This is a genomic window from Ruminococcus sp. RTP21484sp1_RTP21277st1_D2_RTP21277_210401 (assembly GCF_040924225.1).
GTDB classification, from domain to species: Bacteria; Bacillota; Clostridia; order Lachnospirales; family Lachnospiraceae; genus Blautia_A; species Blautia_A faecis.
This window is the reverse complement of sequence record NZ_JBCOMJ010000023.1, coordinates 20961-44540: the sequence shown is the minus strand read 5'-3', so window position 1 is coordinate 44540 and position 23580 is coordinate 20961. Positions and strand designations below refer to the sequence as shown.

The window sequence follows — 23580 nt, the reverse complement described above, 5'->3', positions numbered from 1 at the left end:
TTGCGCTTACGCAAGTAATAATCATATGCCAGAGCCTGTTTGAAAAATCATTCCCGCAATCTGCACGCTCCACTTTGCGGTATATTTCACCCGAGTTCGGTTGCCGTAGCCCGATGCAGCGCCCTCATCCGGGCGAAATCTCCCACAAATTGTGACGCACATCTTGCAGAAAGCCTTTTTCAAACACGCTCTAGTGGATTTCATCTTCGTTAAAAACGCACCTGAAATGACCTGCCAAGAAATATTACTTGCAAAAACGCTGTGTATTAAGCAACTAGAAAGTAAGTAGTTTGAGGTATAAGGAGACATATATGGAATACGATTTAACACTCTTTGAGAAAGGATTAGAAGAGCTTGGAATTGCTCTGTCCCAGGAGCAGAAGAAGCAGTTTATCACTTATTATGAGTACCTTGTAGAGAAAAATAAGGTAATGAATTTAACTGCAATTACCGAGTACAACGAGGTAATTTTAAAGCATTTTCTTGACAGTTTATCTATCGTAAAAGTAGGCAGCTTTGACCAGAAAAAGCTGACGGGAAAGTCCGTGATCGACATCGGAACCGGCGCTGGTTTCCCTGGAATCCCGCTGAAAATCGCTTTTCCGGAACTTAAAATTACCCTTCTGGATTCTTTGAATAAAAGGGTGAATTTCCTTAATGAAGTAATCGAAATGCTTGGTTTAAAAGACGTAACAGCGCTTCACGGAAGAGCCGAAGACTACGCGAAACAGAAGGAACACAGAGAAAAATACGACTTCTGTGTCTCCCGCGCAGTAGCCAATTTAAGCACCCTTTCCGAGTATTGTATCCCCTTCGTAAAAGAAGGAGGCAGCTTTATTTCTTATAAATCCGGCAAGATTGATGAAGAGCTTGCGCAGGCAGAAAATGCTGTGAAAATCCTTGGTGGAAAAGTTCAGGATGTAGTGAAATTTCCACTTATGGACACGGATATGGATCGTTCTTTCGTTGTGATCAAGAAGATGAAACCGACCGCCAAGAAGTACCCCAGGAAGGCTGGCTTGCCGGCGAAGGAGCCGTTGGCGTAGAATATGTGTTAATATTAAGATAACTTTAGTCCTGAAAGAGGAAGAAATCCGTACTATATTTCCCTCCGATAATATCGGCGATTTTTTTCTGAGATAACATAGGTTCTGTCTCAATCACTTTCAAAGGAATTGTCTTCATTGGGAATAGTTTGGTTAGTAGCTTGGTTAGTGTGATTAACCAAGCTACTAACCAAGCTCTTAAACATAACCATAATATCCTCACACTTAATCGTATATTCTGGCATAGGATTTCCAGCTTCCTCGCAACTGTCTTTGATTTTTTTCTATTCCACATCCCCGTGCCTTAGAGCGTGTCTGAAAAATCATTCCCGCAATCTGCACGCCCCACTTTGCGGAATGTATTTTATTTTGGGACACATTTCCAACACAAAATAATCACATATTTCTCACATAATTATCTAAATTTCCTCACAGGTTGCACATAAAATAATCATAGATAGATGCATGGGATAAGCCATGCATCTGCAACTTGAAGGAGGTAAGAAACTTGATTGAAGTAAAAAATCTGGTAAAACGCTACGGCGATCACACCGCTGTAGACCACCTTTCTTTTGAAATAGAGAAAGGCAAGATTTATGGTTTCCTGGGCCCCAACGGCGCCGGAAAATCCACAACCATGAATATGATAACCGGCTATATTGCATCTACCGAGGGAACAGTAGTCATAGACGGTCATGATATTCTGGAAGAACCTGAGGAGGCAAAAAAATGCATCGGATATCTACCCGAAATGCCGCCCCTTTATTTTGATATGACCGTTCTGGAATATCTGAAATTCGTAGCAGATCTGAAGAAAATTCCTAAAGATAAAAAAGCCACTATGATCGAAGAAATCATGGACATGGTAAAGATTACTGACATGAAAAATCGTCTGATCAAGAACCTTTCTAAAGGTTACAGACAGAGGGTTGGTATTGCGCAGGCTGTGCTTGGTTACCCGGAGGTTATTATTCTGGATGAGCCGACTGTCGGTCTTGACCCAAAACAGATCAACGAAATCCGCGATCTGATCAAAGGCCTGAAACAGAAACACACCGTTATCCTTAGCTCCCATATTTTGTCCGAAGTCAGCGCCGTTTGCGACTACGTGCTGATCATTTCCCATGGAAAACTGGTAGCCAGCGATACCCCTGAGAATCTGGGAAAACTGGCAGCAGGCTCAAACAACCTGAATCTGCTTGTAAAAGGTCAGAAAGACACTATCAGAGCCGCTCTGGAGGCCGTAGAAGGGGTAAAAGAGGTTACGGTAAAGAAAAGCCCGGAGGAAGGCGTATACGCCATTACAGTGGGAACAGAAGAGAATATGGATGTGCGTGAAAAAGTGTTCTACAGTATGGTAAATGCCAGCTGTCCGATCCTTGAAATGCAGTCTAAGAAAGTTTCTCTGGAGGAGATCTTCCTTGAACTTACAGAGAGCGAGAAAAAAGATAAAGATGCGTCAGGAAAAAAATCCGGAAAATCTTTCTTTAAGACGGCAGCAGATGCTAAGAAGTATTTGAATGAGAAAAACGAAGATACTGTCCCTGATAATGGACTTGAAGAAAAAGAGTTTGATGAATCGGGCGAAGTATCCAATGATGTGTCAGATAATGGACTGTCTGGTGATAAACAGGATAGTTTTGCCGCATCTGAGGAAGAAAAGGGGGAAGAGTAAACCATGCTTGCTATTTATAAAAGAGAGCTGAAAAGCTACCTGACCTCCATGGTCGGCTACCTGTTTATGTTTTTTGTGTTGCTGATCGCAGGTATTTACTTTTCAGCGTACCAGCTTTCAGCTGCTTATCCGAAATTTGAATATACTTTAAATGCCATGACCTTTGTGTTTCTGATTGCAGTGCCGATCCTGACCATGCGTGTACTTGCTGAGGAAAGAAAGCAGAAAACAGACCAGCTTCTGCTTACTTCTCCAGTATCTGTATCCGGCATCGTAATGGGAAAATATCTTGCACTTGTGACTATTTATGCAATCCCTATTGCAGTTCTGGCAACCTATCCGCTGATCATGTCAAAGTTCGGAACCGTTGCATTTGGCTCTGCGTACACAGCACTCCTTGGATTTTTCCTTCTGGGAAGTGCAAACATTGCGATCGGCGTATTTTTCTCAGCAATCACTGAGAGCCAGGTAATTGCAGCAGTTCTTACCTTTGTATTTTTATTTGCTTTTTATATGATGAATGGAATTTCTTCCTTTTTCTCAGAGACGGCAATGTCTACATGTGTGACATTTGGCATTCTGATCATAGCGCTTAGCCTTATGATCTACAGTATGATTAAAAATGCAGTGATCTCAGGTGCTGTCTGCGTGATTGGAGAAGTGGCACTGGTAATCGTTTACGTTGTAAAATCCAGCGTGTTTGAAGGAGGAATCCAGAAGGTTCTTGAAGTGTTTAACTTAAGTTCACACTTTGAAAACTTTACAAACAGTATTTTTGATGTGACTGGAGTTCTTTATTTCCTGTCTGTCATTGCCATTTGTATATTCCTTACCATGCAGACAATTTTGAAGAGACGTTGGAATTAAGGAGGTGGGGAAAATGTTTTTTAAGAAGAAAAATGATAACAATATTGACAATAACGACAAAAACGTAATTAATATCGAAAGCGTCGAAAATAATAACAATAATAACAAAAAAGAAAAACGAAAATTTAAAGACAGTATTAATAAAAAGTACTTGAAAAATGGAAGCTACAGTTCTGTTATGATTGTTGTTTTCGTTGCTATCATTATTGTTATAAATATGATTGTAGGAAATCTTCCTTCAAAGTATACGCAGCTGGATATCAGCTCCGAGAAACTTTACACCATCGGTGATGAGACAAAAGCGATGCTGAAAGATCTGGACAAGGATGTAACCATATACCAGATCGCCCAGAGCGGAAGTGAGGATGAGACTATCAGTAATCTGCTTCAAAGATATGCAGATGAATCTGATCATATTAAGGTGGAACAGAAAGATCCAGTGGTCAATCCTAAATTTGTCAGTGAATACACCAGTGACAACCTTTCCTCTAATAGCTTAATTGTTGTATGCGGAGACAGAAATAAGGTTGTAAATTATAACAATATTTACGAATCTACAATGGATTACAACACATACAGTTATCAGACAACAGGCTTCGACGGCGAAGGTCAGATCACAAGTGCCATTGCATATGTAACCAGTGAAAACCTGCCGGTATTGTATACATTAGAGGGACATGGAGAGCAGGAGCTTGATTCTACGATCAAGGAAGATATTGAGAAAGCAAACATGGAAATCAAATCCCTGAATCTGCTTACAGAGGGAAGTGTTCCAGAGGATGCCAGCTGTCTGCTGATTGATTCTCCTACAACAGATATCTCAGAGGATGAGAAGACTGCATTGATCGATTATCTGGAAAATGGTGGAAAAGCAATGATTTTCTCCGATTACACAGGAGAAAAAATGGAAAACTTTGATGCAGTGCTGGAAAACTACGGCGTAAGCAGAGTAGATGGCCTGGTATTTGAAGGAAATGCACAGCATTATGCCGCTCAGATGCCGTACTACCTGGTTCCAACTGTAAACAGCACAGATATTACATCTGATGTGGCTTCTTCCGGATATTACATTCTGATGCCGTATGCGCAGGGAATCCAGAAATCTGATGATGTGAGAGACACTGTGAATATTGAAAGCCTTCTTACAACTTCCGACAGCGCATATTCAAAGACAGATTTGAACAGCGGTTCTCTTGAAAAGGAAGACGGTGATGTGGATGGCCCATTTGACCTGGGTGTCAGCATTACAGAGACTGTAGATGATGATAAAGAGACTCATATTATTTATTATTCCACATCAAACCTGCTGCAGAGCCAGATCAATCAGATGGTTTCCGGTGGAAATGAGAAACTTGTGATGGCTTCTTTAAGTTCTCTGGTAGACACAGAAGGCAGTACAACAGTTTCTATCCCATCAAAGAGTCTGGAAGTATCTTATCTGACTTTGACAGCATATGATGCAAGCTTCTGGAAAATCTGTACCATTGGTCTGATTCCTGGAGCATTCCTGTTGATTGGATTTATGATTTGGTTAAAGAGGAGAAAAGCCTGATGAAGAAAAAATCAGTAAATCTTATTACAGCAGTGGGCGTTTTAGTTGTCCTCAGCGGCGCATACGTAGGCGTAAAAACCTACGTAGCCAAGCAGGAGGCCGCGGATACTGAAAGTGCGGAGGAAGAAAATCCGGAAATTATTTCCATAGCGTCTGCTGATGTGAAATCAATAAAATTTGTAATTGATAAAAAAGAAGTTACCTTTGAAAAAGATGGAGATTCCTGGGTGAAAAGTGATGAAACTGGTTTCCCGGTAGATCAGGATAAAATCGATACACTAGTCAGCTCCCTGAATTCTATAAAAGCGGAAAGAACACTGGAAAATGTGGAGGATGCATCAGAATATGAACTGGATCAGCCGGATAACACGATCACGGTTACCACAGAAGATGGGGGAACGACAGTAATCCAGCTTGGAATGGAGAATGATTCCACAAGTCAGGAATACATTGACTTGAACAAGGATTCTTCTACAGTTTATGTAGTAAGCAATTCCACGTTTTCTTCTTTTGAGGGAACTTTGTACGACTTTGCAAAAAGCGGCGTTTTCCCAACTGTGGATTCCTCTACGGTCAGCAAAATTTCTGTAGATGGAAAAGATTCTTCCTATGTTGTAGAGAAAGATGAAAATAATTTCTGGAATATTACTGGTGATGGAGAGACTGAGAAAGCAGATTCCGCGAAGGCAACTTCCTTAGCCAGTACATTATCCAGTGTGGCTTATGCAAGTTATGTAAATTATAACTGCGCAGAAGATGAGCTCTCTCAGTACGGATTAGATAAGCCGTATGCAGAGATTACAGTGGATTATCAGGAAGAAGTTGAGAAAGAGTCCACTGATGATGAAAACGAGGCTGAAAATGGCGATGAGGAGGTCTCAGAGGCATCTGAGAATGAGAATCAGGGTGATGAAACGGCGGATTCTGAGACAGATGGAAGTGAAAGCTTAGATGAAGATGTGGATTCTGAGACAGATGGAAACGAAAGCTCAGATGAAGATGTGGATTCTGAGACAGATGGAAGCGAAAGCTCGGATGAAAATGTGGATGTGGCAGACACAGAAGATTCAGAAGTTGTAGAAAATGAGAATACAGATGAAACAGCAGATGACAATGTTGAAACAGAAGATACAGATGTAACTGAATCAGATGACGAGGCTGGGGTGGAAACAGCAGATACTGAGTCCGCAGAAAGTTCTGAAGATTCAGAAGAAGATTCAGAACCGGAAACTGAAATGGTTGACAGAGAACTTGTAATTCAGGTTGGAGATCAATCTTCAGATGGTGGAAGATATGTTCGGGTAAATGACAGCAACGAAATTTATACAATATCCGAGGATTCTCTTGATACTTTCCTTGGAAAAACAAATGCTGATTTCTGGGATTTGACAGTAAGCTATTTGTCTGCAAATAATCTGGATACTCTGGATGTGAACTACGGAGGAGAAGATTATATCGTAAATGTTTCACGTGAAACATCTGAGGATGAAAACGTAGAAACATCGGATGATGAGACGGAAGATGAAGATACAACAGATAGTACCAGCAGTGATGCTGCCGACGGCAACGATGTAGAGGGAAATGCTGCTGATGATAACACTTCATCAGGTGATTCGACCGACGAAGATACTGAAAATACAGATGACAGCTCTTCTGCTGCAAGTACCATAAATTCAGCCAGTGTAACCTTATCTTATACACTAAATGGAAAAGATCTGGACAGCACAACATTTACAACGTTCTACAATAAGCTGATCAACATGACAGCACAGAAACGTCTGACTGATGAATTTAAGTCCAATGCAGATCCAGAAATGACTGTGAAATTTACAGATATAGATGGCAATGAAATGGAAGTGAAGTATTATTCCTATGATACAAATTACTATGCCGCTGTTATAAACAAAAAAGTATATCTGGTAAATAAAATGACAGTAAAAGAACTGTTTCAGGCATTTGAAGCTGTAACTGGTGAGAAAGTGGAAAACGAAAGTGCTGAGACAGCAGACCCTGAAACAAATGCTTCTGCAGCTTCAGGAGATAGTACTGAAACAGAAATGACAGAGCCTCCAGAGGATGCTGAAGAGTAGTAGCTGAAAAAATATGATAAAAGATCTTTGCCTGTGAAAAGAACAGGACAAGGATCTTTTTTGATATTTGGAAAAAAACTGTTGAATTGCCTGCTGCATAAAAATTTTACCGAATATGAATACGCTCGTACATCGTTTTGTAAATAACGATATTGATCAAGCGGGATGCGAGAAATTGAAGGTATGGGTGAAAAAAAGCGTGGTGGGCTACGTCAGATCGTGTTTGAAATAGCGGTCCCGCAATCTGCGCGCCCCACTTTGCAGTATATTTCACCCGAATTCGGTTACCGTAGCCCGCTACGGCGTCCTCATCCGGGTGAAAACTCCTACAAATTGTGACGAACATTTTGCAGAAAGCCTTTTTCAAACAGGCTCTAAGGTTTATTTATGTAAACGAATCCGCGGAAAATGGGGGGTATAGTTATTTCAAAAACAATGTGCGAGAGAGTGCTTGAAAAATCATTCCTGTAATCTGTACGCCTTTCTTTGTTATATATTCATTTAGATTCAGTCGCTGTGCTTCACTACAGCAACTGAATTTAAGCTAAAGTTCCTGTGAATTGTGATACACATTTAAAAATCATTCCTGCAATCTGCACGCCTGATTTTGCGGTATATTTTGTCTGAATTCGGTTGTCGTAGCACGTTACGATGCCTTCATCCGGATAAAATTTCCCATAAATTGTGACATATATCTTGCGGAATACCTTTTTTAAACACGCTCTGGTCTGCTGACATTTCAAATGGTATGAAATATGTAATTAACGTTAGCTATTTTATCTGTTCAAATTTTTATATGCATTGTTTTTTTGAAATAAATTTTGAAAATCTTTGACTTCTATTCATATGGTTTTACATTAGCAGGCATATAAAAAGTTCGAAAACAGAAACTTTGCTATTACTTTCTGTAATATTACGGTGAATATAAAGCAAAATAATAGTTTTTATAAAACAAAAACTTACTAAAATATACAACAAAGTCCAATAAATAACACTTATAGATGCAAAAGCAGAATAGAGACCTATTTATCGTACTTTAAATAGTGAAACGAGCAAATAAAACCGCAAAAGATCTCTAAAAAATATATTATCATGTTGAAATGTAATTTTAAACAATTCTGATTAAAACAAAAAGATTGTATAAAGATAAAATAGAACAGCACATAATTGAAAAAACAATAAAACGATGCGAAAAAGCTTTGGATTGTGCTTGGAAATTATTCCTGCAATCTGCACGTCTCCACTTTGCAGTATATTTTTCCTGAATTCACTTGCCACAGCCCGCTACGGCGCCCTCATCCTGATCAAAGCCCCACAAATTGTGACGTACATCTTGTAGAAAACTTTTTTTAATATGCTCTGGAAATATAGAAAGAGCAGGAAAAGTATAATAAATTATTATTACAATAACAAAAAACTTCGGGATTATATTATACAATCTCGAAGTTTTTATTCTGCTTTGAAGACATATCTATATTTTTATTTTAATTAAAAGAATGCACCAACCTGCTCAAGAAACGCTTCTACATTCTCAATATGTGGAAAATGCTTGGAACATGGAATAGTTGCTGACTCAATTGCGGGATTTACTTTCTGATAAGCTTCTACAATTCCGGCACCATTTGGTTCATCTTCGCCCTCTACGATATAAATACTATTATCGATTGATTCTACAGCATGACGAATGTTGATATTCATATATTTGGCACTTTGGCTGGAGTATAGGCATTTTGCATAATAACCACCTTTGTGTGCAGCTTCATAATATGCATCCAGGACATCTTTGTCTACATGGAATGGATTATAATAAAGCTTATCGAGGAAGAAATCATTAATTGTTTCACGTGAAACAATTATGTGGTAGATAAAGGTTCCAAATATAGGCAGTTCGATAAAGAATTTGAATAATTTATCCTTTTTTGTGGTAGTTTGGGCAAGAGAAATCATGCTTACTGGATTGATAAACATGATTTTATTAATGCTTTCTTTATCGTAAGCAGCGGCAGTAGTAACAAATGAACATGAGAAACCACTTGCAATGATGTCGGTTTTCTCTTTAATTACATTTTTTATAAAATCGCAGATAATTTGTACGAAAAGAAAATTTGTATATGTAATTCCAGCTTTTTCCGAACGTCCGCAACCTAATAGATCAAGGGTATATACGGTGTGCTCTTGAGCAAGCTGATCTTCAACACGAGACCATTCATATCCACTGGCTCCAGGCATTGTATCATGAATAAGAAGAAGAGGAGAGCCTTTTCCTTTCTTGGTATAATATATTTTTCCAAAACGCCAATTATAATAGTTGTGATTGGAAAAATCAAGCATTTCTTTTAACTGGGAAGAGGCAACAATTACTCTATTGGTGAGATGGATGACACCAGCGGCAATCGTAGTCAACGCAGCCAGAGTCAGAATTTTATGTTTAGTGTCTTTCATTTTATAGAGGACCTCCTTTGGGTTTGTATGTATATTATACGCCAAAGAGGTTGATTTTACAATGTTTTTTGACGTATAAATAGGAATTGACAGAATATTGAGTTACTGTGAACGGAGTGAACAGTAACGCGCTTCGCGATGTACAGAAATCATGCTTTGCATGATTTCGCGCCGCAATTCTCGGGCTTTCTGTGAACTTTTTCACAAAAAACACCTCGCGGAGCATTACCGGTGAACAGCTACTGATTGCTGCTCATTTCGTGACCAGTAACATGCTTCACGAAAAAAGACATATTATTTGCTTTTGATAACCTGTTTAGATATGGTTGATACTTCGCGATTTTATTGGCTTTACCAAACCTATTCCTATTTAATTGATTAAAAGTTCTTCAATGCGGACGCATTTGGACAATGTGTATTACTCACTCGCCGGCGCAACGCTGCAGCGAACTAATCGCTAACTGCGACTAATGCGTTCGGGAGAACCCTCACGCATTAGTCGACCTAAGCGCTGGATTTCGCTTACGCTAAGAGCGCGCCTAAAATGGCTCGCTGGAGTAATACACATTGCCCAAATGCTGTGTACTGGCTGGGACTTGCTGGTTGGTAAGAACTTTTAACGAAGGGGGAGGGGGAGTGATTGGTTTCCCGATACTTTCTTGACAACGATAGATTAGAAAAAACAATAAAGTTGCGGGATACCAACTACTTCACCCCACCCCCGTTGTTGTCGTTACTGTTTCTTTCTTCCCTTTCCAGTAACCAGCGATTTTGCAATGTATATTCGCAAGCCGCGCATTTCAGGAGCGGTTTTAGTGGAGGCGAGATCCATGACTTACGGAGACTTAGGCGCGAAGGTTCTCCTGAGCGTCTTAGTCGCAGTTAGTCATTAGCTTGCCGGAACGTTGCGACGCGCGGCGGTGAATATACATTGTGAAATCGCGTCCGGAATAACGACCAACCAATTAAATAGCAATAGAAATTAATGATAATTTTTTTAATATGTTGACTTCCAACAAATACATTCCAAAAAATGTTTAAAATCCCACAATCAGGGTTATAATTAATAAGAAGATAAAAATAGACAATATTTTTATGAAAAGAAATGCCATTTTCTATGTTTCACGTGAAACATTATGTGGCGAGATAAATTTAAAAGTGTTATAATAGCAATAGTTATATGATAAGATTGCAGAACCTGTAGGATGGTGGTGTAATCTATAAACTTTGGTTATTGTGTGCAATTAAAATTTGCAAAATGTTTCACGTGAAACATTTTTATGTAATAAGAAATTCTGTTAAAATTTTCTATTGCATAAAAAGCCCTACCAGGTAGGATTACACTGTGGCAGAAAGTTAGATGGCGCTCGAGGTGCCCCGCCGTAGGTGGAGAATCCTGCAAGCAGGCTTCTTTTTTACAATTAAACATGTTGCTTTTTACAAAAATGTTGTGTGAACAGTAACCTAAATAATATGAAAGGGAGGGTTGATATTGGGCAGAACGATTGCGGTTGCTAATCAGAAAGGCGGCGTTGGCAAATCTACCACAGCCATTAATCTTTCTGCATGCCTGGCAGAACAGGGAAAAAAGGTTCTGACAATTGACATGGATCCTCAGGGAAACACTACCAGTGGATTAGGTGTTGATAAAAATGAAGTAGAAGATACCTTGTATGAACTTCTGGTAGGACAGTCCGATGTTGAGAAGACGATTGTCAAAGATGTAGTAGAAAATGTAGATTTGATACCATCAAATGTAAATCTGTCTGGCGCAGAGATTGAGCTTGTTGGTATTGATAATAAAGAATACATATTGAAAGAGATTACTGACAAAATAAAGAATAATTATGATTATATTATTATTGATTGTCCCCCATCTCTGAATATGCTTACTATTAATGCACTTACTGCTGCGACATCTGTTTTGGTTCCGATTCAGTGTGAGTACTATGCATTGGAAGGATTATCACAGCTGATACATACTATTGATCTGGTAAAGGACAGGCTGAATAATGATCTTGAGATTGAGGGCGTTGTGTTTACTATGTATGATGCCCGTACAAATTTATCGCTACAGGTAGTAGAGAATGTTAAGGAAAATCTTCAGCAGAATATTTACAAGACCATTATTCCGAGAAATGTCAGACTGGCAGAAGCTCCAAGTTACGGACAGCCGATTACTCTTTATGATCCGAGATCCACAGGAGCAGAAGCTTATCGCCTTCTTGCGGAAGAAGTGATAAACAGGGAGGTTGAGTAATGGCAGTTAAGAAGAAAGGTCTTGGAAGAGGTCTGGATGCTCTTTTCCCGGAGAAGTCAGTGAAGCCAGCTGAAAAAAAACCAGAGCAAAAGCCAGTTGCCACAAATGAAAGCTTACATCAGCAGGAAGAAGGTTCTTTGAATGCTTCAGTAGTGAAGAGTGCTGCAGAAACAAAAGATACAGCACAAGCTACAGTAGTTGAAGAACCGAAGAAATCTGAAATGCTTGTGAAGATTTCAAAGGTAGAGCCAAACAGAACTCAGCCACGCAAGCAGTTTGATGAGGATGCTTTACTGGAATTATCTGAATCAATTAAGCAGTTTGGCATCTTACAGCCACTTCTGGTTTCGGATAAAGGCGATTACTATGAGATTATTGCAGGCGAGAGAAGATGGAGAGCAGCCAAACTTGCCGGATTGAAAGAAGTTCCGGTAATCATTAAGGAATTTAATGATCAGCAGGTAGTTGAGATTTCCCTGATTGAAAATATTCAGCGGGAAGACTTAAATCCAATAGAGGAAGCGATGGCCTATAAGCGCCTGATCGATGAATTTAAGCTGAAACAGGATAATATTGCAGAACGCGTTTCTAAGAGCAGAACTGCAGTGACTAATTCCCTTCGCCTTTTGAAATTGGATGAAAGAGTTCAGCAGATGCTGATTGATGAGATGATTTCAGCTGGGCATGCTCGTGCAATTCTTGCAATTACAGACAAGGATAAGCAGACAAGTGTGGCAATGAAGGTTTTTGATGAGAAATTAAGCGTTCGAGAGACTGAAAAACTGGTAAAACATATTGTGGAGCCACCGAAGAAAACTCAGAAGACGGTAAATACAGCTGAAGATGCGATTTACGAGAGTCTCGAGGAGAAAATGAAGGGCATTATGGGAACCCGGGTTTTTATCCACAGAAAGAAAAATAATAAAGGTAAAATTGAAATTGAATATTATTCCAGAGATGAACTGGAAAGAATCATTGAGTTGTTTGAATCAATAAGATAAGGAGAGTGCATGAGCAGTATTTTTGACAGCCTGGGAATCGACCCGGGTATCATTATTATTTTACTGCTGATTCTGACCATCGTTCTGGCGGTGAATGTATTCAGCAGCAAAATGAGGCTTAGCCGTTTGGAACGTAAATACAAAATGTTCATGAAAGGCAGTGACGCACAATCTCTTGAGAAAGTTTTTGTACGAAAATTCGCTCAGATTGACCGCCTTTATGAAGCAAAAGAGGATCATGAGCACGACATCAGCTTTATCAAACATCATTTGGAATCTATGTTCAGCAAATATGGCGTTGAAAAGTATGATGCGTTCGATGATGTAGGCGGAAAACTTAGTTTTGCACTGGCTTTGTTGGATCAGGATAATTCCGGAGTAATTTTGAATGCAGTACACAGCAGAGATAATTGCTTCCTTTATCTGAAAGAAATTGTAAAGGGAGAGTCCTATGTAATGTTGAGCCAGGAAGAACTTGAAGCCCTTAGAAAAGCTGTAAATTTTGGCTTGGAAAATATTGAAAAAGATGAGTAAATTGATTGCTGCGAACAGTTGGTAAAAAATGAATATAAGTCATAAAAAAACAGCAAAAAATGACAAAAATGTTATAAAAAATAAATAGTAATGACAATATTGTTATAAAACGAAAACAAAACAGATACTTGCCACAAAAAGAGAAAAATAAAACAGATACTCGCTACAAAAAGAGATATGGAAAAATAAAACAGATATTTGCCATAAAAATAAAGTATCAGTACAGGAGGAAGACATGTTAGACATTAAATTTGTGAGAGAGAACCCGGAAATCGTAAAGCAGAACATCCGCAATAAATTCCAGGACAGCAAACTGGAGCTGGTTGACAAGGTTCTGGAGTTGGATAAGGAAAACCGCGAGATCAAACAGGAAGTAGAAGCTCTTCGTGCAGAGAGAAATAAAATTTCCAAACAGATTGGTGCTCTTATGGGCCAGGGAAAGAAGGATGAAGCAGAGGAAGTTAAGAAACAGGTTGCAGCTTCCGGTGAGCGTATTGAGGAACTTTCCAAGAGAGAGAAAGAAGTTGAGGAAGAGCTTCTGAAGGATATGATGGTAATCCCGAATATCATTGACCCATCTGTACCGATTGGTAAAGATGACAGCGAGAACGTTGAGATTGAGAAATTTGGTGAGCCTGTTGTTCCGGATTTCGAAGTTCCGTATCATACAGAAATCATGGAAGCTTTTGACGGAATCGACCTTGATAGCGCAAGACGTGTTGCTGGTAATGGTTTCTATTATCTGATGGGTGATATCGCAAGACTTCATTCTGCTGTTATTGCATATGCACGTGATTTCATGATTAACAGAGGATTCACATACTGTGTACCGCCGTTCATGATCAGAAGTAACGTTGTTACAGGTGTTATGAGCTTCGCTGAGATGGATGCCATGATGTACAAGATCGAAGGTGAGGATCTGTACCTGATCGGAACCAGTGAGCATTCTATGATTGGTAAATTTATTGACCAGATCATTCCGGAAGAAGAGCTTCCAAAAACTCTTACAAGTTATTCTCCATGCTTCCGTAAAGAGAAAGGTGCTCATGGACTTGAAGAGAGAGGCGTTTACCGTATCCATCAGTTCGAGAAGCAGGAGATGATCGTAGTTTGCAATCCAGAGGACAGCAAGATGTGGTTTGACAAACTGTGGCAGAACACTGTTGATCTGTTTCGTTCCCTGGATATTCCGGTTCGTACACTGGAATGCTGCTCTGGTGACCTGGCAGACCTGAAAGTAAAATCCCTGGATGTTGAAGCATGGTCTCCAAGACAGAAGAAATACTTTGAGGTAGGAAGCTGCTCCAACCTTGGTGATGCACAGGCACGTCGTCTGAAAATCCGTGTAAACGGAAAAGATGGCAAGAAATATCTTGCTCATACTCTTAATAACACAGTTGTTGCTCCGCCAAGAATGCTGATCGCGTTCCTTGAGAACAACCTGAATGCAGATGGAAGCGTAAATATTCCAGTTGCCCTTCAGCCATACATGGGTGGAATGACAAAAATCGAGAAAAAGTCCAAATAATTGGACTTAAAAAATGAAATAGCACAAAAATACCCAAAATGGGACTTTGAGCTGAAAATAGTAATATTAAAAGTAAATGATCTGAAAATAGTAATAGATCAAAAGTAAAATATCAGATGATCCGGAGAATATCTGAATATCTGAAAAATTGTTTGATTTGCAATAAGACTGCTTAACAGGGAGGTGATAATGTGCATAGTTATTTAAGAACTGTTGGCTTTTCAAAGGTAAAGTTACGTAAAGAAATGCAGGAAATCATTCAGGATGTGATAAATACTTACGATGAGAAAATTGCAGTGGAGAATCATCCGGATGGAGTTTTTGTACAATATTCCAAGAATTATGGCTGTGACTGTGGAATAACAGTCTGTGGACAGTATGATGAAGACAATGAGTTTCACGTAGAATATTCATTTCCATTTTTTCGCGGCACAGGAATCACCTCTCAGGAGAGTGTAGTCGTGGAGAGACACGCAGAAAAAGAGTCTTACGCAGGGGCGTGTGATGACATGCGCCTTGGAGTGACTTTGATCTTTTATCTTCAGAATCCTGCAGAATATATGCTGGAGAAGTATAAGGGGAATGTGCGTGAAGGACAGCCACTGACGATTACAGGACTGGCAAGAGAAGGGAAGATCCTTTTTCCGGTTCAGAAAGATAAAGAAGCTGTAAAAGTAGAGCGAGAGCTGACAAAAAACCGCAATAATCTGATCGCGGCTGCCAGAAATGGTGATGAAGAAGCCATGGAAGACCTTACAATGGAAGATATGGATATGTATTCCATGATTTCTGAGCGTATTGTTACAGATGATGTGCTGACAATTGTGGATACCTGTTTTATGCCTCATGGAATTGAATGTGACCAGTATAGTGTGATGGGCGAGATCGTGGATTTTGTGAATTTTAAGAACATTCTCACTGGTGAGAAATTGTGCCAGATGACCATCGAGTGCAATGATATCCAGTTCGATGTGTGTATAAACTGTGCGGATCTGCTAGGAGAACCGGCTGTGGGACGCAGATTTAAGGGGCTGATTTGGCTGCAGGGGCAGCTGCATTTTTAGACGAATCTTTAGATTCATATTTATAGACTAATTTAATTTAAGTTATAAAACACAATCTCAAAGTTAATAAAAAAGCTCTTGACAACTTCGAAAAAAGCTCCTATAATGCAGAACCATCAAAAAGCAAACGAAACTACAAAGGCGTAGAACACTTCAATGTGTCTGCGCCTTTTTCAGACTTAAAAACAATTTTTTTACGAGGCGGAAATTAACTATGAAAAAATTGAAAACAATTTTAATGGGACTGAGAACTAATCTTGGTGCAACACAGGTATTTGTAGATGATAAGTGAAAAATGGGACGAAAAAGTAATTGAGCTGGCCAAAAGTCTGATAAACTGTCAGAGCTATTCAGGACACGAGGATAAAGCGGCGGAAGCTTTAAAGGCGTATATGAAAGAGACCGGTGTTTTCGATGAGATAGAAACTGACTGCTACGGAAATGTGATCGGTCATATTAAAGGAAAAAATCATGGTTCGAAAGTCCTGTTTGATGGACATATAGACACGGTTCCAGTTGGAAATTTAAAGGATTGGAAACATGATCCATTTCATGCAGTTGTTGAAGATGGAAAGCTTTATGGAAGAGGAGCTGCTGATATGAAAGGTGCGGTAGCCGCATTTACAGTTGCTGCGCATAGATATGCGGTGGAAAATGGGAAAAATTTTGCCGGAGATGTATATGTGGCCGGTGTTGTGCATGAAGAATGCTTCGAAGGTGTTGCTGCGCGAAAAATAAGTGAGAAAGTGAAACCGGATTATGTGGTAATTGGTGAAGCTTCTGAAATGAATTTGAAGGTAGGCCAGCGTGGCCGTGCGGAAATTGTGGTTGAGACCTTTGGTGTCCCGGCACATTCAGCAAACCCGGAAAAGGGCGTAAATGCAGTATATAAAATGTGTGAGGCCATTCAGACTATCCGCGAGATCGAACCGCCTGTCCAGGATAAACTGGGAAAAGGAATCCTGGAGCTGACAGATGTAAAATCTTCCCCATATCCAGGAGCCTCCGTTGTTCCGGAATACTGCCGTGCAACCTATGACCGCAGACTTCTGGTAGGTGAAACCAAGGAAAGCGTGCTTCAGCCAATCATTGAAAAAATGGAAGAGCTGAAGAAAAAGGATCCGCAGTTTTCCTATAAGGTTTCTTATGCAGTGGGAAAAGAGGAATGCTACACCGGAGAAAAAATCCAGGGAGAACGCTTTTTCCCAGGCTGGCTGTTTGGCGCAGAAGAGGAGTGGGTGGAAAAAATAAAATCCGAACTGGAAAAAGAGGGATTTTCTCCAGAAGTAACTACCTATAATTTCTGTACAAATGGAAGCCATTATGCAGGAGAGGCTGGCATACGTACTATTGGAATGGGACCTGCAAGGGAAAATCTGGCGCATACCATTGATGAGTATGCGGAGGTGGAAGATCTGACAAATGTGTCGGTGTGCTATGCGGGGGTTATGAAGGCGTTGTTGGGATGAGATATGCCACAAACTATGATGTACATCGTGCAGAAGCCTTTTTACATGTACTTGGGAAAGGTCTATTGTTCATTCCGTTCACAAAAACACCTCGCGGAATGTTACAAGTGACCAGTAACTGGCAAGGCACAATATAGTGAAAATAATGTAGAGAGCATTCTCTTTTGAGTATACTATTACTTGGAAGGGAGTGCTTTTTTATGATTATAGATAACAGAAATCAGAAACGGAGGATGCAGACTGGGAATCGTGAAGAATAGACATTGACAGCCCTTATACATCAGGCATATAATATATCAGATATACACAAAAAATATATGCAAAAATGTAAAATATCTGGTAACTATTCAATATCTGCGCTGCAAGCGTTACAATTTGGAGTATAAGTACTGGGGAAAAAATGAGACGAACGAAAGCATATCGGTTGATTTTTGTGGGAGTGGCATCTGTTCTGCTGGGAGGCTGCTCGGGGAGTTCGAAGGCAAACATGGAGGAGGCAGCAGAGCAGCCCGCAGTGGTGGACTATACCTGTATTTCCAATCCGGAAAGCGATAAGCAAATCTATGTTATTCTGAAAAATTATCATGGTGCCTATTGGGAGAAAGTAATCGATGGTATAACAGAAGCTGCAAAAAAGCTGGATGAAGCGGTTTATCTTGGTGGAATTGATAACGAAACTGACATTTCCGGGCAGATTGATCTGATGAACCAGGCTATGGAGCAAGGCGCTGACGGAATCCTGCTGGCTCCGGCAGATTCCAATTCACTGACAGACAGCTGTCAAAAGGTACGGGAAAAGGATATTCCGGTAGTACTTATTGATTCTTCTATTAACAGCAGCGAATTTGACGCCTGTTACATGACAGATAATATAGATGCCGGAGAAATGGCAGCGAAAGAAATGCTGGAGCTGCTGTATGATGCAGGAAATTCACCGACAGATCCTCTGGAAGTGGGAATCCAGTTGTCATCGGATACCTCCCAGGCAATGGTAAACCGTGTTTCCGGATTCCTGAATTTCTGGGCGGGCAATGCACCGGAGCAGTGGGAAATCGTTCAGGATATAAGAGTTAATGGTGGCAGTACGAAAAAGGCACAATCGGATGCCTCAGCATTATTGAGAGAAAATGCAGATATAAAGGGCTTTTTCGGTTGCAATAACACATCTACTGTCGGCATCGTAAATACTCTTTTCGAAGAAGAAAGAACAGATGTGGTGCTGGTTGGTTTTGACCTGGCGGACGAAACGAAGCAGATGCTTCAGAATCCGGAGTATCATGCAGTGACTGTGCTGCAGAAACAGGATCAGATGGGATATCTGGGAATGCTTTCCCTGAATTCTCTTATAAAGGGAGAAAAATCAGAGCAGAAGTATTTTGATACCGGAGTCATTATGGTTGATTCTGATTACCTTATGGAGAATGCTGTCTCATGAAAGATCGAAGGAAAAATAAAAGAAAAAGAAAAGTCCTGCTGACTTTGTATCTGGCAGTCTGCCTTGTCATTATCGTGGCGGCATACTTTCACCTGAGCAGAATTGCGCGGAATTTCAATACAGAGCATTTGGAGCTGATTACAGGCCTGTACGCGGAAAAAATGAATGATTCTATGGAATATCTTCAGAACTATGTACAGGAAGATATAAAGATGATCCGGTCTATGGAAAATGCCCAGCCGGAGGAAATCCTGGAACAGCTGGAGAAAAATCTTGACAAGACGGTTTTCGACGATATTGGTTTTATTATGAAGGATGGCAAAATCTATGGCAGCAGCTGTGCTGTTTCCGATATCAAAAAGAAGAAGCTGGATGAGGCGGCGTTGGCTTCAGATACGTCTTTTAACTCGGATCCTTACCAGTCCAGCAGAACTGGAAATATGACCATGACTGTTTTTGTGCCAGTAGGGGATACTTCACTGGTTCATACACTTTATGTGTCGATTATGATCGAAAATCTCAGACAGCTGGGTGAGTATGAGCTTCTTCAGGGCAAGATCAACATTCATCTGTTAAAGGCCGATTCAGAAAATTTTATTACCTGTGTTAGTGACAATTCCGGCACGTCTGGCAGTTGGAACAATCTTTTGCTTCAGCAGAAGTATTTCCAGTATGATGCAGGTTATTCCTACAACCAGTGGATAAAGGACATGCGTTCCGGAAAGAAGGATGGGAGATTTTCCGCTATTATCAGAGGAGAGGAATCTACAATTTCCTATAGAAGTATTTCTGTTATGCCAGGCTGGTATGTGATCGTTGAATTGACAAATAAGAATATTTCTGATATCACCCAGCAGTTTTCCGTCTGGGGCGGAGTATACGGAAGTATTCTGGTAGGCTTCACGATGCTGTACATGCTGACCCTTGTGCTGTTGGAGAAAAAAGATAAGAAAATGTACATGGGATTGTCTACTACAGATCCTCTTACCGGAATTCTGAACCGCAGGGCTTTTCAGATTGCCGTGGAAGAAGAATTGCGTAAAAAAACGCCAGGCATCTTCATCTTTATTGATGTAGATAATTTTAAAATTTATAATGATACTTACGGTCATAACAATGGAGACTTCTGCCTGAAGCATTTTGCGAAAACTATGAAAAGCTGTTTCCCGGAGGATAGCATAATCGGCCGGTATGGCGGTGATGAATTTGTGGTTTACCTGAAGAATCTTACAGGGGAAATGGCGCGGACTTATATGGAAACGTTTCAGAGGATGATTTCGCAGCTTACACTGCCTACAGGAGAGGTTGTAGAGCTTTCAGCCAGCGCAGGCGGAGCTGCATTTCCGGAACAGGGAGAAGACGTTATGTCTCTTTGTAAAAGCGCAGATATGGCTTTGTATAAGGTGAAACAGAATGGGAAAGCTGATTTTAAAATGAAAGGAATGTAAATGAAAGGATCCCGGCAAGGTCGAGGCTTGTTAGCCTTCTACCTTGCGAGGGATCCTTTTTTACTTGATAAATGTATCATGTGGAAATATTAATTCACGTTTGCCGGATCAATCTCTGTAATGGCTGGTGCCGTCCAGGTGTCCAGTGCATCCACATCCTACGCGATTGGTATAGTTATTTACGAAACCTTGTTTTTCTGCATAAAAATTTTATGGCTCGATAATATTAAAATATTTATACTCTGAGGTAACCGTAACTGCATCCATTAATCGTGTCAGGCAGGTCTCATCACCCTCCTGCTGGATCAAAGCTACAACATTCTCCGCGTTTTTCTGAATAATAGACAGCAGTCCGGCACGTTTGGTAGTCCATGTCACATCAGCATCCGCATCCTGTGTATCTTTCTGATAAAGAAGTACGCCATTTTTCACGCGGAGTACATAATTACCTTCCGGCAATATAAGATTTGCTGTAAACGTCAGATCCGGAACCTTCGTTGTATCTACAAGAATTCCCAGATAATCCAAAATCATTTCAGGTGTCATATGTAAAATAACATCACCGTTACCATTGCCTCGCGTTGCATCATCGGTATTTGTACCATTTCGCAGCTCCTGTGCCGCACAAAGGTAAGCACTGCGCCATGGACCGGATTCTGCCTGATACCCCAATTGCTCTAATGCATCTGCACAAAGATAACGTGCATCCATATTTTCCGGATCAGCAAAAACCAGCGTATTGGTGATCTGGGCAACCCACTGATATTCTCCCTTTGCAAAATCTTCTTTTGCTTTTTCAAGAACCGCATCTGTGTCATCGAAATATTCTACCAGCTTTTGTGCATAATCTGATGGTGTAAGTTCAGCAAGATGGACAGGATTACCGTCATACCACCCCATGTATTTCTCATATACTGCCTTCGAATTATGAGAAACTGTGCCATAATACTGACGGGTATACCAGACTTTCTCCAACTCCTTGGGAAGCTGGATCATATTAGCAATCTCTGTCTCCGTATAACCTTCATTAATGTAAAGCAATGTCTGGTCGTTAATAAACTTATACACAGCTGCAGTATTGGTCATATATTCCTGAATAATATCCTTTCCCCAATGTGGCCAGTTATGAGACTGGAATACTACATCTGCCTGATCACCATAAAGTGCCAGAGATTCCATAATGTACTCTGCCCATGCGTTTCCGTCACGTACCTGGGCTCCGCGGAGTGTATACAGGTTGTGGAGTGTTCCTGTACAGTTTTCAGCCATCCACAAAGCATTTTTCGATCCAATCCAGAAGTTCATCTCCGCCGGTGCTTCGGTACCCGGAGTAAGCTGAAATTCAATTTCCACTCCATCAATAGTATGCTTCTCACCGGTTTCTGTGATTTCAAGTGTAGGAGAAATATAACTTGTACTGCCCCTGGACTGCCCCATTCCAATACCAATGGCAAGAGCTCCTGTTTCACTGGCCTCAAGCATGGTTCCATACTGATAGCTTGCTCTGCGCCCCATGGCAGTACCTGCATAAATATTCTCGCTGACAGCATGCTTCTCAAAGCCCTCCGGTGCAATTACCTGCACATCACCGGATTGTACATCTTCTTCTGAAATAATTCCCCTGACTCCACCGAAATGATCAACATGGGAATGGCTGTAAATCACTGCCTTTACAGGAAAAGTGCCCAGATTCTCTTCCACCAGGGAAAAAGCCGCTGCCGCACATTCCATGCTCATCAGTGGATCTACTACAATCCATCCCGTATCACCTTTTATGAAAGTGACATTTGACATATCATAGCCACGCACCTGATAGATTCCATCGGTTACTTCAAAAAGACCATAAATATGATTCAGCTGTGTATCTCTCCAAAGACTTGGATTCGCTGTATCCGGAGCATCCTGATCCAGAAAAGCATATGCCGCCTGACTCCATACAAGCTTTCCGTTCTCATCATAAATATCCAGAGTATCTGGAGACGCTATAAGACCCTTTGTAGCATTTTCAAACTCCTCAGTATCCTCGAAATCCAGCAATGCATAAACTTCCTGATTTGCATCAATGGTATACTGGGTGGCTAGTTTGCTTTCCGCTGTTAATTCTGATGCGGCAATTGCGCTGGAACTGCCACAGACAGTCATGGTAAGTGTCAATGCGGCGGTAATCAAAGTAACCACTTTTTTCTTTTTCATGATATGTTTCCCCCTTGTCCTGCAAAAAATTCAGATATTTTCTGCTGTAAATCTTAATTGCTTGCAAAAAACAATATCTAATAAAAATATAGCATGAATGTATCAGGGGAACAATCGAATTATAGAGAAATAACATTTCTATTGCGGTAAATCAACCTAATAAGCGGTAAAACGACATTTGTTATTTAGAGGAATTACTTTTCATGGAAACTTCAACCAATCTGACCAGATGATTTTCTTCACTTATAGATTTCATTTTGTCTGCATTAAACAAAATGCATCCACAGTGTCCCGGAAATGTAGGAAAACATATAATTTTCAGATTCGTATCTATTTCAGGACTATAATCCATGATTTCCAGTGTTTCACCATACAAGGTGGCACGTTCATAAACATGAAGCCATTTTGCGTCCATATTGGAAAAAAGACTGGAAAAGGAACTTCCGATCATCTTGTCTAAGGGCTGCTTTTCCAGGGCAGCTAACGCTTCATTCCCATAGCGGAAGATCCAGTCCACTGCCTTTTTTTCTTCATTGAATACCATTTCTATATCCGTGAATGCAAAAGGGAGAGCATCACATATTTTATAATATTTGCGATATTCTTCTGCTGTCAGCGGCAGCTTTTTTTTACTGATTTTTGCAATTATAAGCTCCTGATTTTTCTGCAGTTCTTCTCTGAGCACCCTTTTTTTACGTTTTGTATAGCAAATTTTCTCACCATTAGACAGCAAAATCCTGTCTCCAATATCACTGATTGCAGATACAGCTACCATACAGCCACGTTTTACCTCAATAAATTCTTCATTCAATTGTTTCTTTAATTCTTTCAGTGTCATTCGGCAACGATACACGTTTCCATCAAACATATGAATCCTGCAATGATCATCTGACATGATCACATAGAGAATGTCTGCACATCGGATCGCGATCTTCGTGCGATTGAAGGTTACTGTAATGAATTCCTGCTGCATGGC

The 23580-nt window shown here is 40.4% G+C and carries 19 protein-coding genes and 3 pseudogenes; 15 read left to right on the top strand and 7 right to left on the bottom strand.

Translation table 11 applies throughout. The features are described from left to right. Positions 1 to 21: 21 nt before the first annotated feature. Positions 22 to 123: pseudogene (locus tag AB5706_RS15145) on the bottom strand (DUF6783 domain-containing protein); the annotation flags it as partial. On the opposite strand from AB5706_RS15145, the gene AB5706_RS15140 reads away from it, so the two are divergent. Together AB5706_RS15140 and rsmG are read left to right on the top strand one after the other, a co-directional pair. Next, complete coding sequence (locus AB5706_RS15140) at positions 82 to 213, top strand: DUF6783 domain-containing protein (protein WP_319017180.1); 132 nt, start codon at positions 82 to 84, stop codon at positions 211 to 213. The pseudogene AB5706_RS15145 and the gene AB5706_RS15140 sit on opposite strands and share 42 nt — an antisense overlap. A 98-nt stretch (positions 214 to 311) precedes the next feature. Continuing rightward, entirely contained in the window at positions 312 to 1046 is a 735-nt protein-coding gene (gene rsmG, locus AB5706_RS15135) for a 16S rRNA (guanine(527)-N(7))-methyltransferase RsmG (RefSeq protein ID WP_226815425.1), read from the top strand. A 225-nt stretch (positions 1047 to 1271) separates the two neighbouring features. On the opposite strand, the gene AB5706_RS15130 is transcribed toward rsmG, so the two are convergent. After that, a complete protein-coding gene (locus AB5706_RS15130) occupies positions 1272 to 1424 on the bottom strand; it encodes a DUF6783 domain-containing protein (RefSeq protein ID WP_472515487.1) in 153 nt (50 codons plus the stop codon). Positions 1425 to 1554: 130 nt separating this feature from the next. Between AB5706_RS15130 and AB5706_RS15125 the strand changes: the two genes are divergently transcribed. The 4 genes from AB5706_RS15125 to AB5706_RS15110 are packed head-to-tail and all read left to right on the top strand — an operon-like array spanning position 1555 to position 7230. Next, positions 1555 to 2721: an ABC transporter ATP-binding protein gene (locus tag AB5706_RS15125; protein WP_173716649.1), complete on the top strand. Its 1167-nt coding sequence runs from the start codon at positions 1555 to 1557 to the stop codon at positions 2719 to 2721. A gap of 3 nt (positions 2722 to 2724) precedes the next feature. After that, positions 2725 to 3588 (top strand): ABC-2 transporter permease, encoded by an 864-nt coding sequence (locus AB5706_RS15120; protein ID WP_173736363.1) that lies wholly within the window; start codon positions 2725 to 2727, stop codon positions 3586 to 3588. A gap of 13 nt (positions 3589 to 3601) precedes the next feature. Then, positions 3602 to 5140 carry a GldG family protein gene (locus AB5706_RS15115; RefSeq protein WP_368366177.1) on the top strand — a complete coding sequence of 513 codons (1539 nt, stop codon included), beginning with the start codon at positions 3602 to 3604 and terminating at the stop codon, positions 5138 to 5140. Next, entirely contained in the window at positions 5140 to 7230 is a 2091-nt protein-coding gene (locus AB5706_RS15110; RefSeq protein WP_368366176.1) for a DUF4340 domain-containing protein, read from the top strand. Before AB5706_RS15115 ends, AB5706_RS15110 begins: the two co-directional genes overlap by 1 nt. A 106-nt stretch (positions 7231 to 7336) precedes the next feature. Here the strand turns inward: AB5706_RS15110 and AB5706_RS15105 are convergent. Continuing rightward, positions 7337 to 7585: pseudogene (locus AB5706_RS15105) on the bottom strand (DUF6783 domain-containing protein); the annotation flags it as partial. Here AB5706_RS15105 and AB5706_RS15100 point away from each other — a divergent pair. Beyond that, positions 7526 to 7651, top strand: a pseudogene (locus AB5706_RS15100) (DUF6783 domain-containing protein); the annotation flags it as partial. The pseudogenes AB5706_RS15105 and AB5706_RS15100 sit on opposite strands and share 60 nt — an antisense overlap. Before the next feature lie 118 nt (positions 7652 to 7769). Here AB5706_RS15100 and AB5706_RS15095 read toward each other — a convergent pair. Next, positions 7770 to 7973: a DUF6783 domain-containing protein gene (locus tag AB5706_RS15095; protein ID WP_347708524.1), complete on the bottom strand. Its 204-nt coding sequence runs from the start codon at positions 7971 to 7973 to the stop codon at positions 7770 to 7772. Between the two features lie 745 nt (positions 7974 to 8718). Further along, positions 8719 to 9672, bottom strand: coding sequence for an alpha/beta fold hydrolase (locus AB5706_RS15090; RefSeq protein WP_195409517.1), 954 nt, complete (start codon positions 9670 to 9672; stop codon positions 8719 to 8721). A gap of 1492 nt (positions 9673 to 11164) precedes the next feature. Here AB5706_RS15090 and AB5706_RS15085 point away from each other — a divergent pair. From AB5706_RS15085 to AB5706_RS15050, 8 genes are all read left to right on the top strand, one after another. After that, on the top strand, positions 11165 to 11932 hold the full coding sequence (locus tag AB5706_RS15085) for a ParA family protein (RefSeq protein ID WP_148463060.1): 768 nt from the start codon (positions 11165 to 11167) through the stop codon (positions 11930 to 11932). Continuing rightward, positions 11932 to 12933, top strand: a complete 1002-nt coding sequence (locus AB5706_RS15080) for a ParB/RepB/Spo0J family partition protein (RefSeq protein ID WP_173769915.1) — start codon at positions 11932 to 11934, stop codon at positions 12931 to 12933. Before AB5706_RS15085 ends, AB5706_RS15080 begins: the two co-directional genes overlap by 1 nt. Before the next feature lie 9 nt (positions 12934 to 12942). Next, positions 12943 to 13467 (top strand): DUF4446 family protein, encoded by a 525-nt coding sequence (locus AB5706_RS15075; protein WP_118580781.1) that lies wholly within the window; start codon positions 12943 to 12945, stop codon positions 13465 to 13467. A gap of 235 nt (positions 13468 to 13702) precedes the next feature. Next, positions 13703 to 14995: a serine--tRNA ligase gene (gene serS / locus AB5706_RS15070; RefSeq protein ID WP_148463062.1), complete on the top strand. Its 1293-nt coding sequence runs from the start codon at positions 13703 to 13705 to the stop codon at positions 14993 to 14995. Between the two features lie 191 nt (positions 14996 to 15186). Next, positions 15187 to 16059, top strand: coding sequence for a DUF3881 family protein (locus tag AB5706_RS15065; RefSeq protein ID WP_173716643.1), 873 nt, complete (start codon positions 15187 to 15189; stop codon positions 16057 to 16059). Positions 16060 to 16340: 281 nt separating this feature from the next. Continuing rightward, positions 16341 to 17528, top strand: a complete 1188-nt coding sequence (locus tag AB5706_RS15060; RefSeq protein WP_368366175.1) for a YgeY family selenium metabolism-linked hydrolase — start codon at positions 16341 to 16343, stop codon at positions 17526 to 17528. A gap of 400 nt (positions 17529 to 17928) precedes the next feature. Next, positions 17929 to 18963 (top strand): ABC transporter substrate-binding protein, encoded by a 1035-nt coding sequence (locus AB5706_RS15055; RefSeq protein WP_368366174.1) that lies wholly within the window; start codon positions 17929 to 17931, stop codon positions 18961 to 18963. Continuing rightward, positions 18960 to 20411 (top strand): sensor domain-containing diguanylate cyclase, encoded by a 1452-nt coding sequence (locus AB5706_RS15050; protein WP_368366173.1) that lies wholly within the window; start codon positions 18960 to 18962, stop codon positions 20409 to 20411. The genes AB5706_RS15055 and AB5706_RS15050 overlap by 4 nt, the downstream gene beginning before the upstream one ends. A 210-nt stretch (positions 20412 to 20621) precedes the next feature. Here the strand turns inward: AB5706_RS15050 and AB5706_RS15045 are convergent, their stop codons facing one another. Further along, on the bottom strand, positions 20622 to 22604 hold the full coding sequence (locus AB5706_RS15045; protein WP_368366172.1) for an alkyl/aryl-sulfatase: 1983 nt from the start codon (positions 22602 to 22604) through the stop codon (positions 20622 to 20624). A 181-nt stretch (positions 22605 to 22785) separates the two neighbouring features. Further along, on the bottom strand, positions 22786 to 23577 hold the full coding sequence (locus AB5706_RS15040; RefSeq protein ID WP_173718474.1) for a LytTR family DNA-binding domain-containing protein: 792 nt from the start codon (positions 23575 to 23577) through the stop codon (positions 22786 to 22788). Positions 23578 to 23580 lie beyond the last annotated feature (3 nt).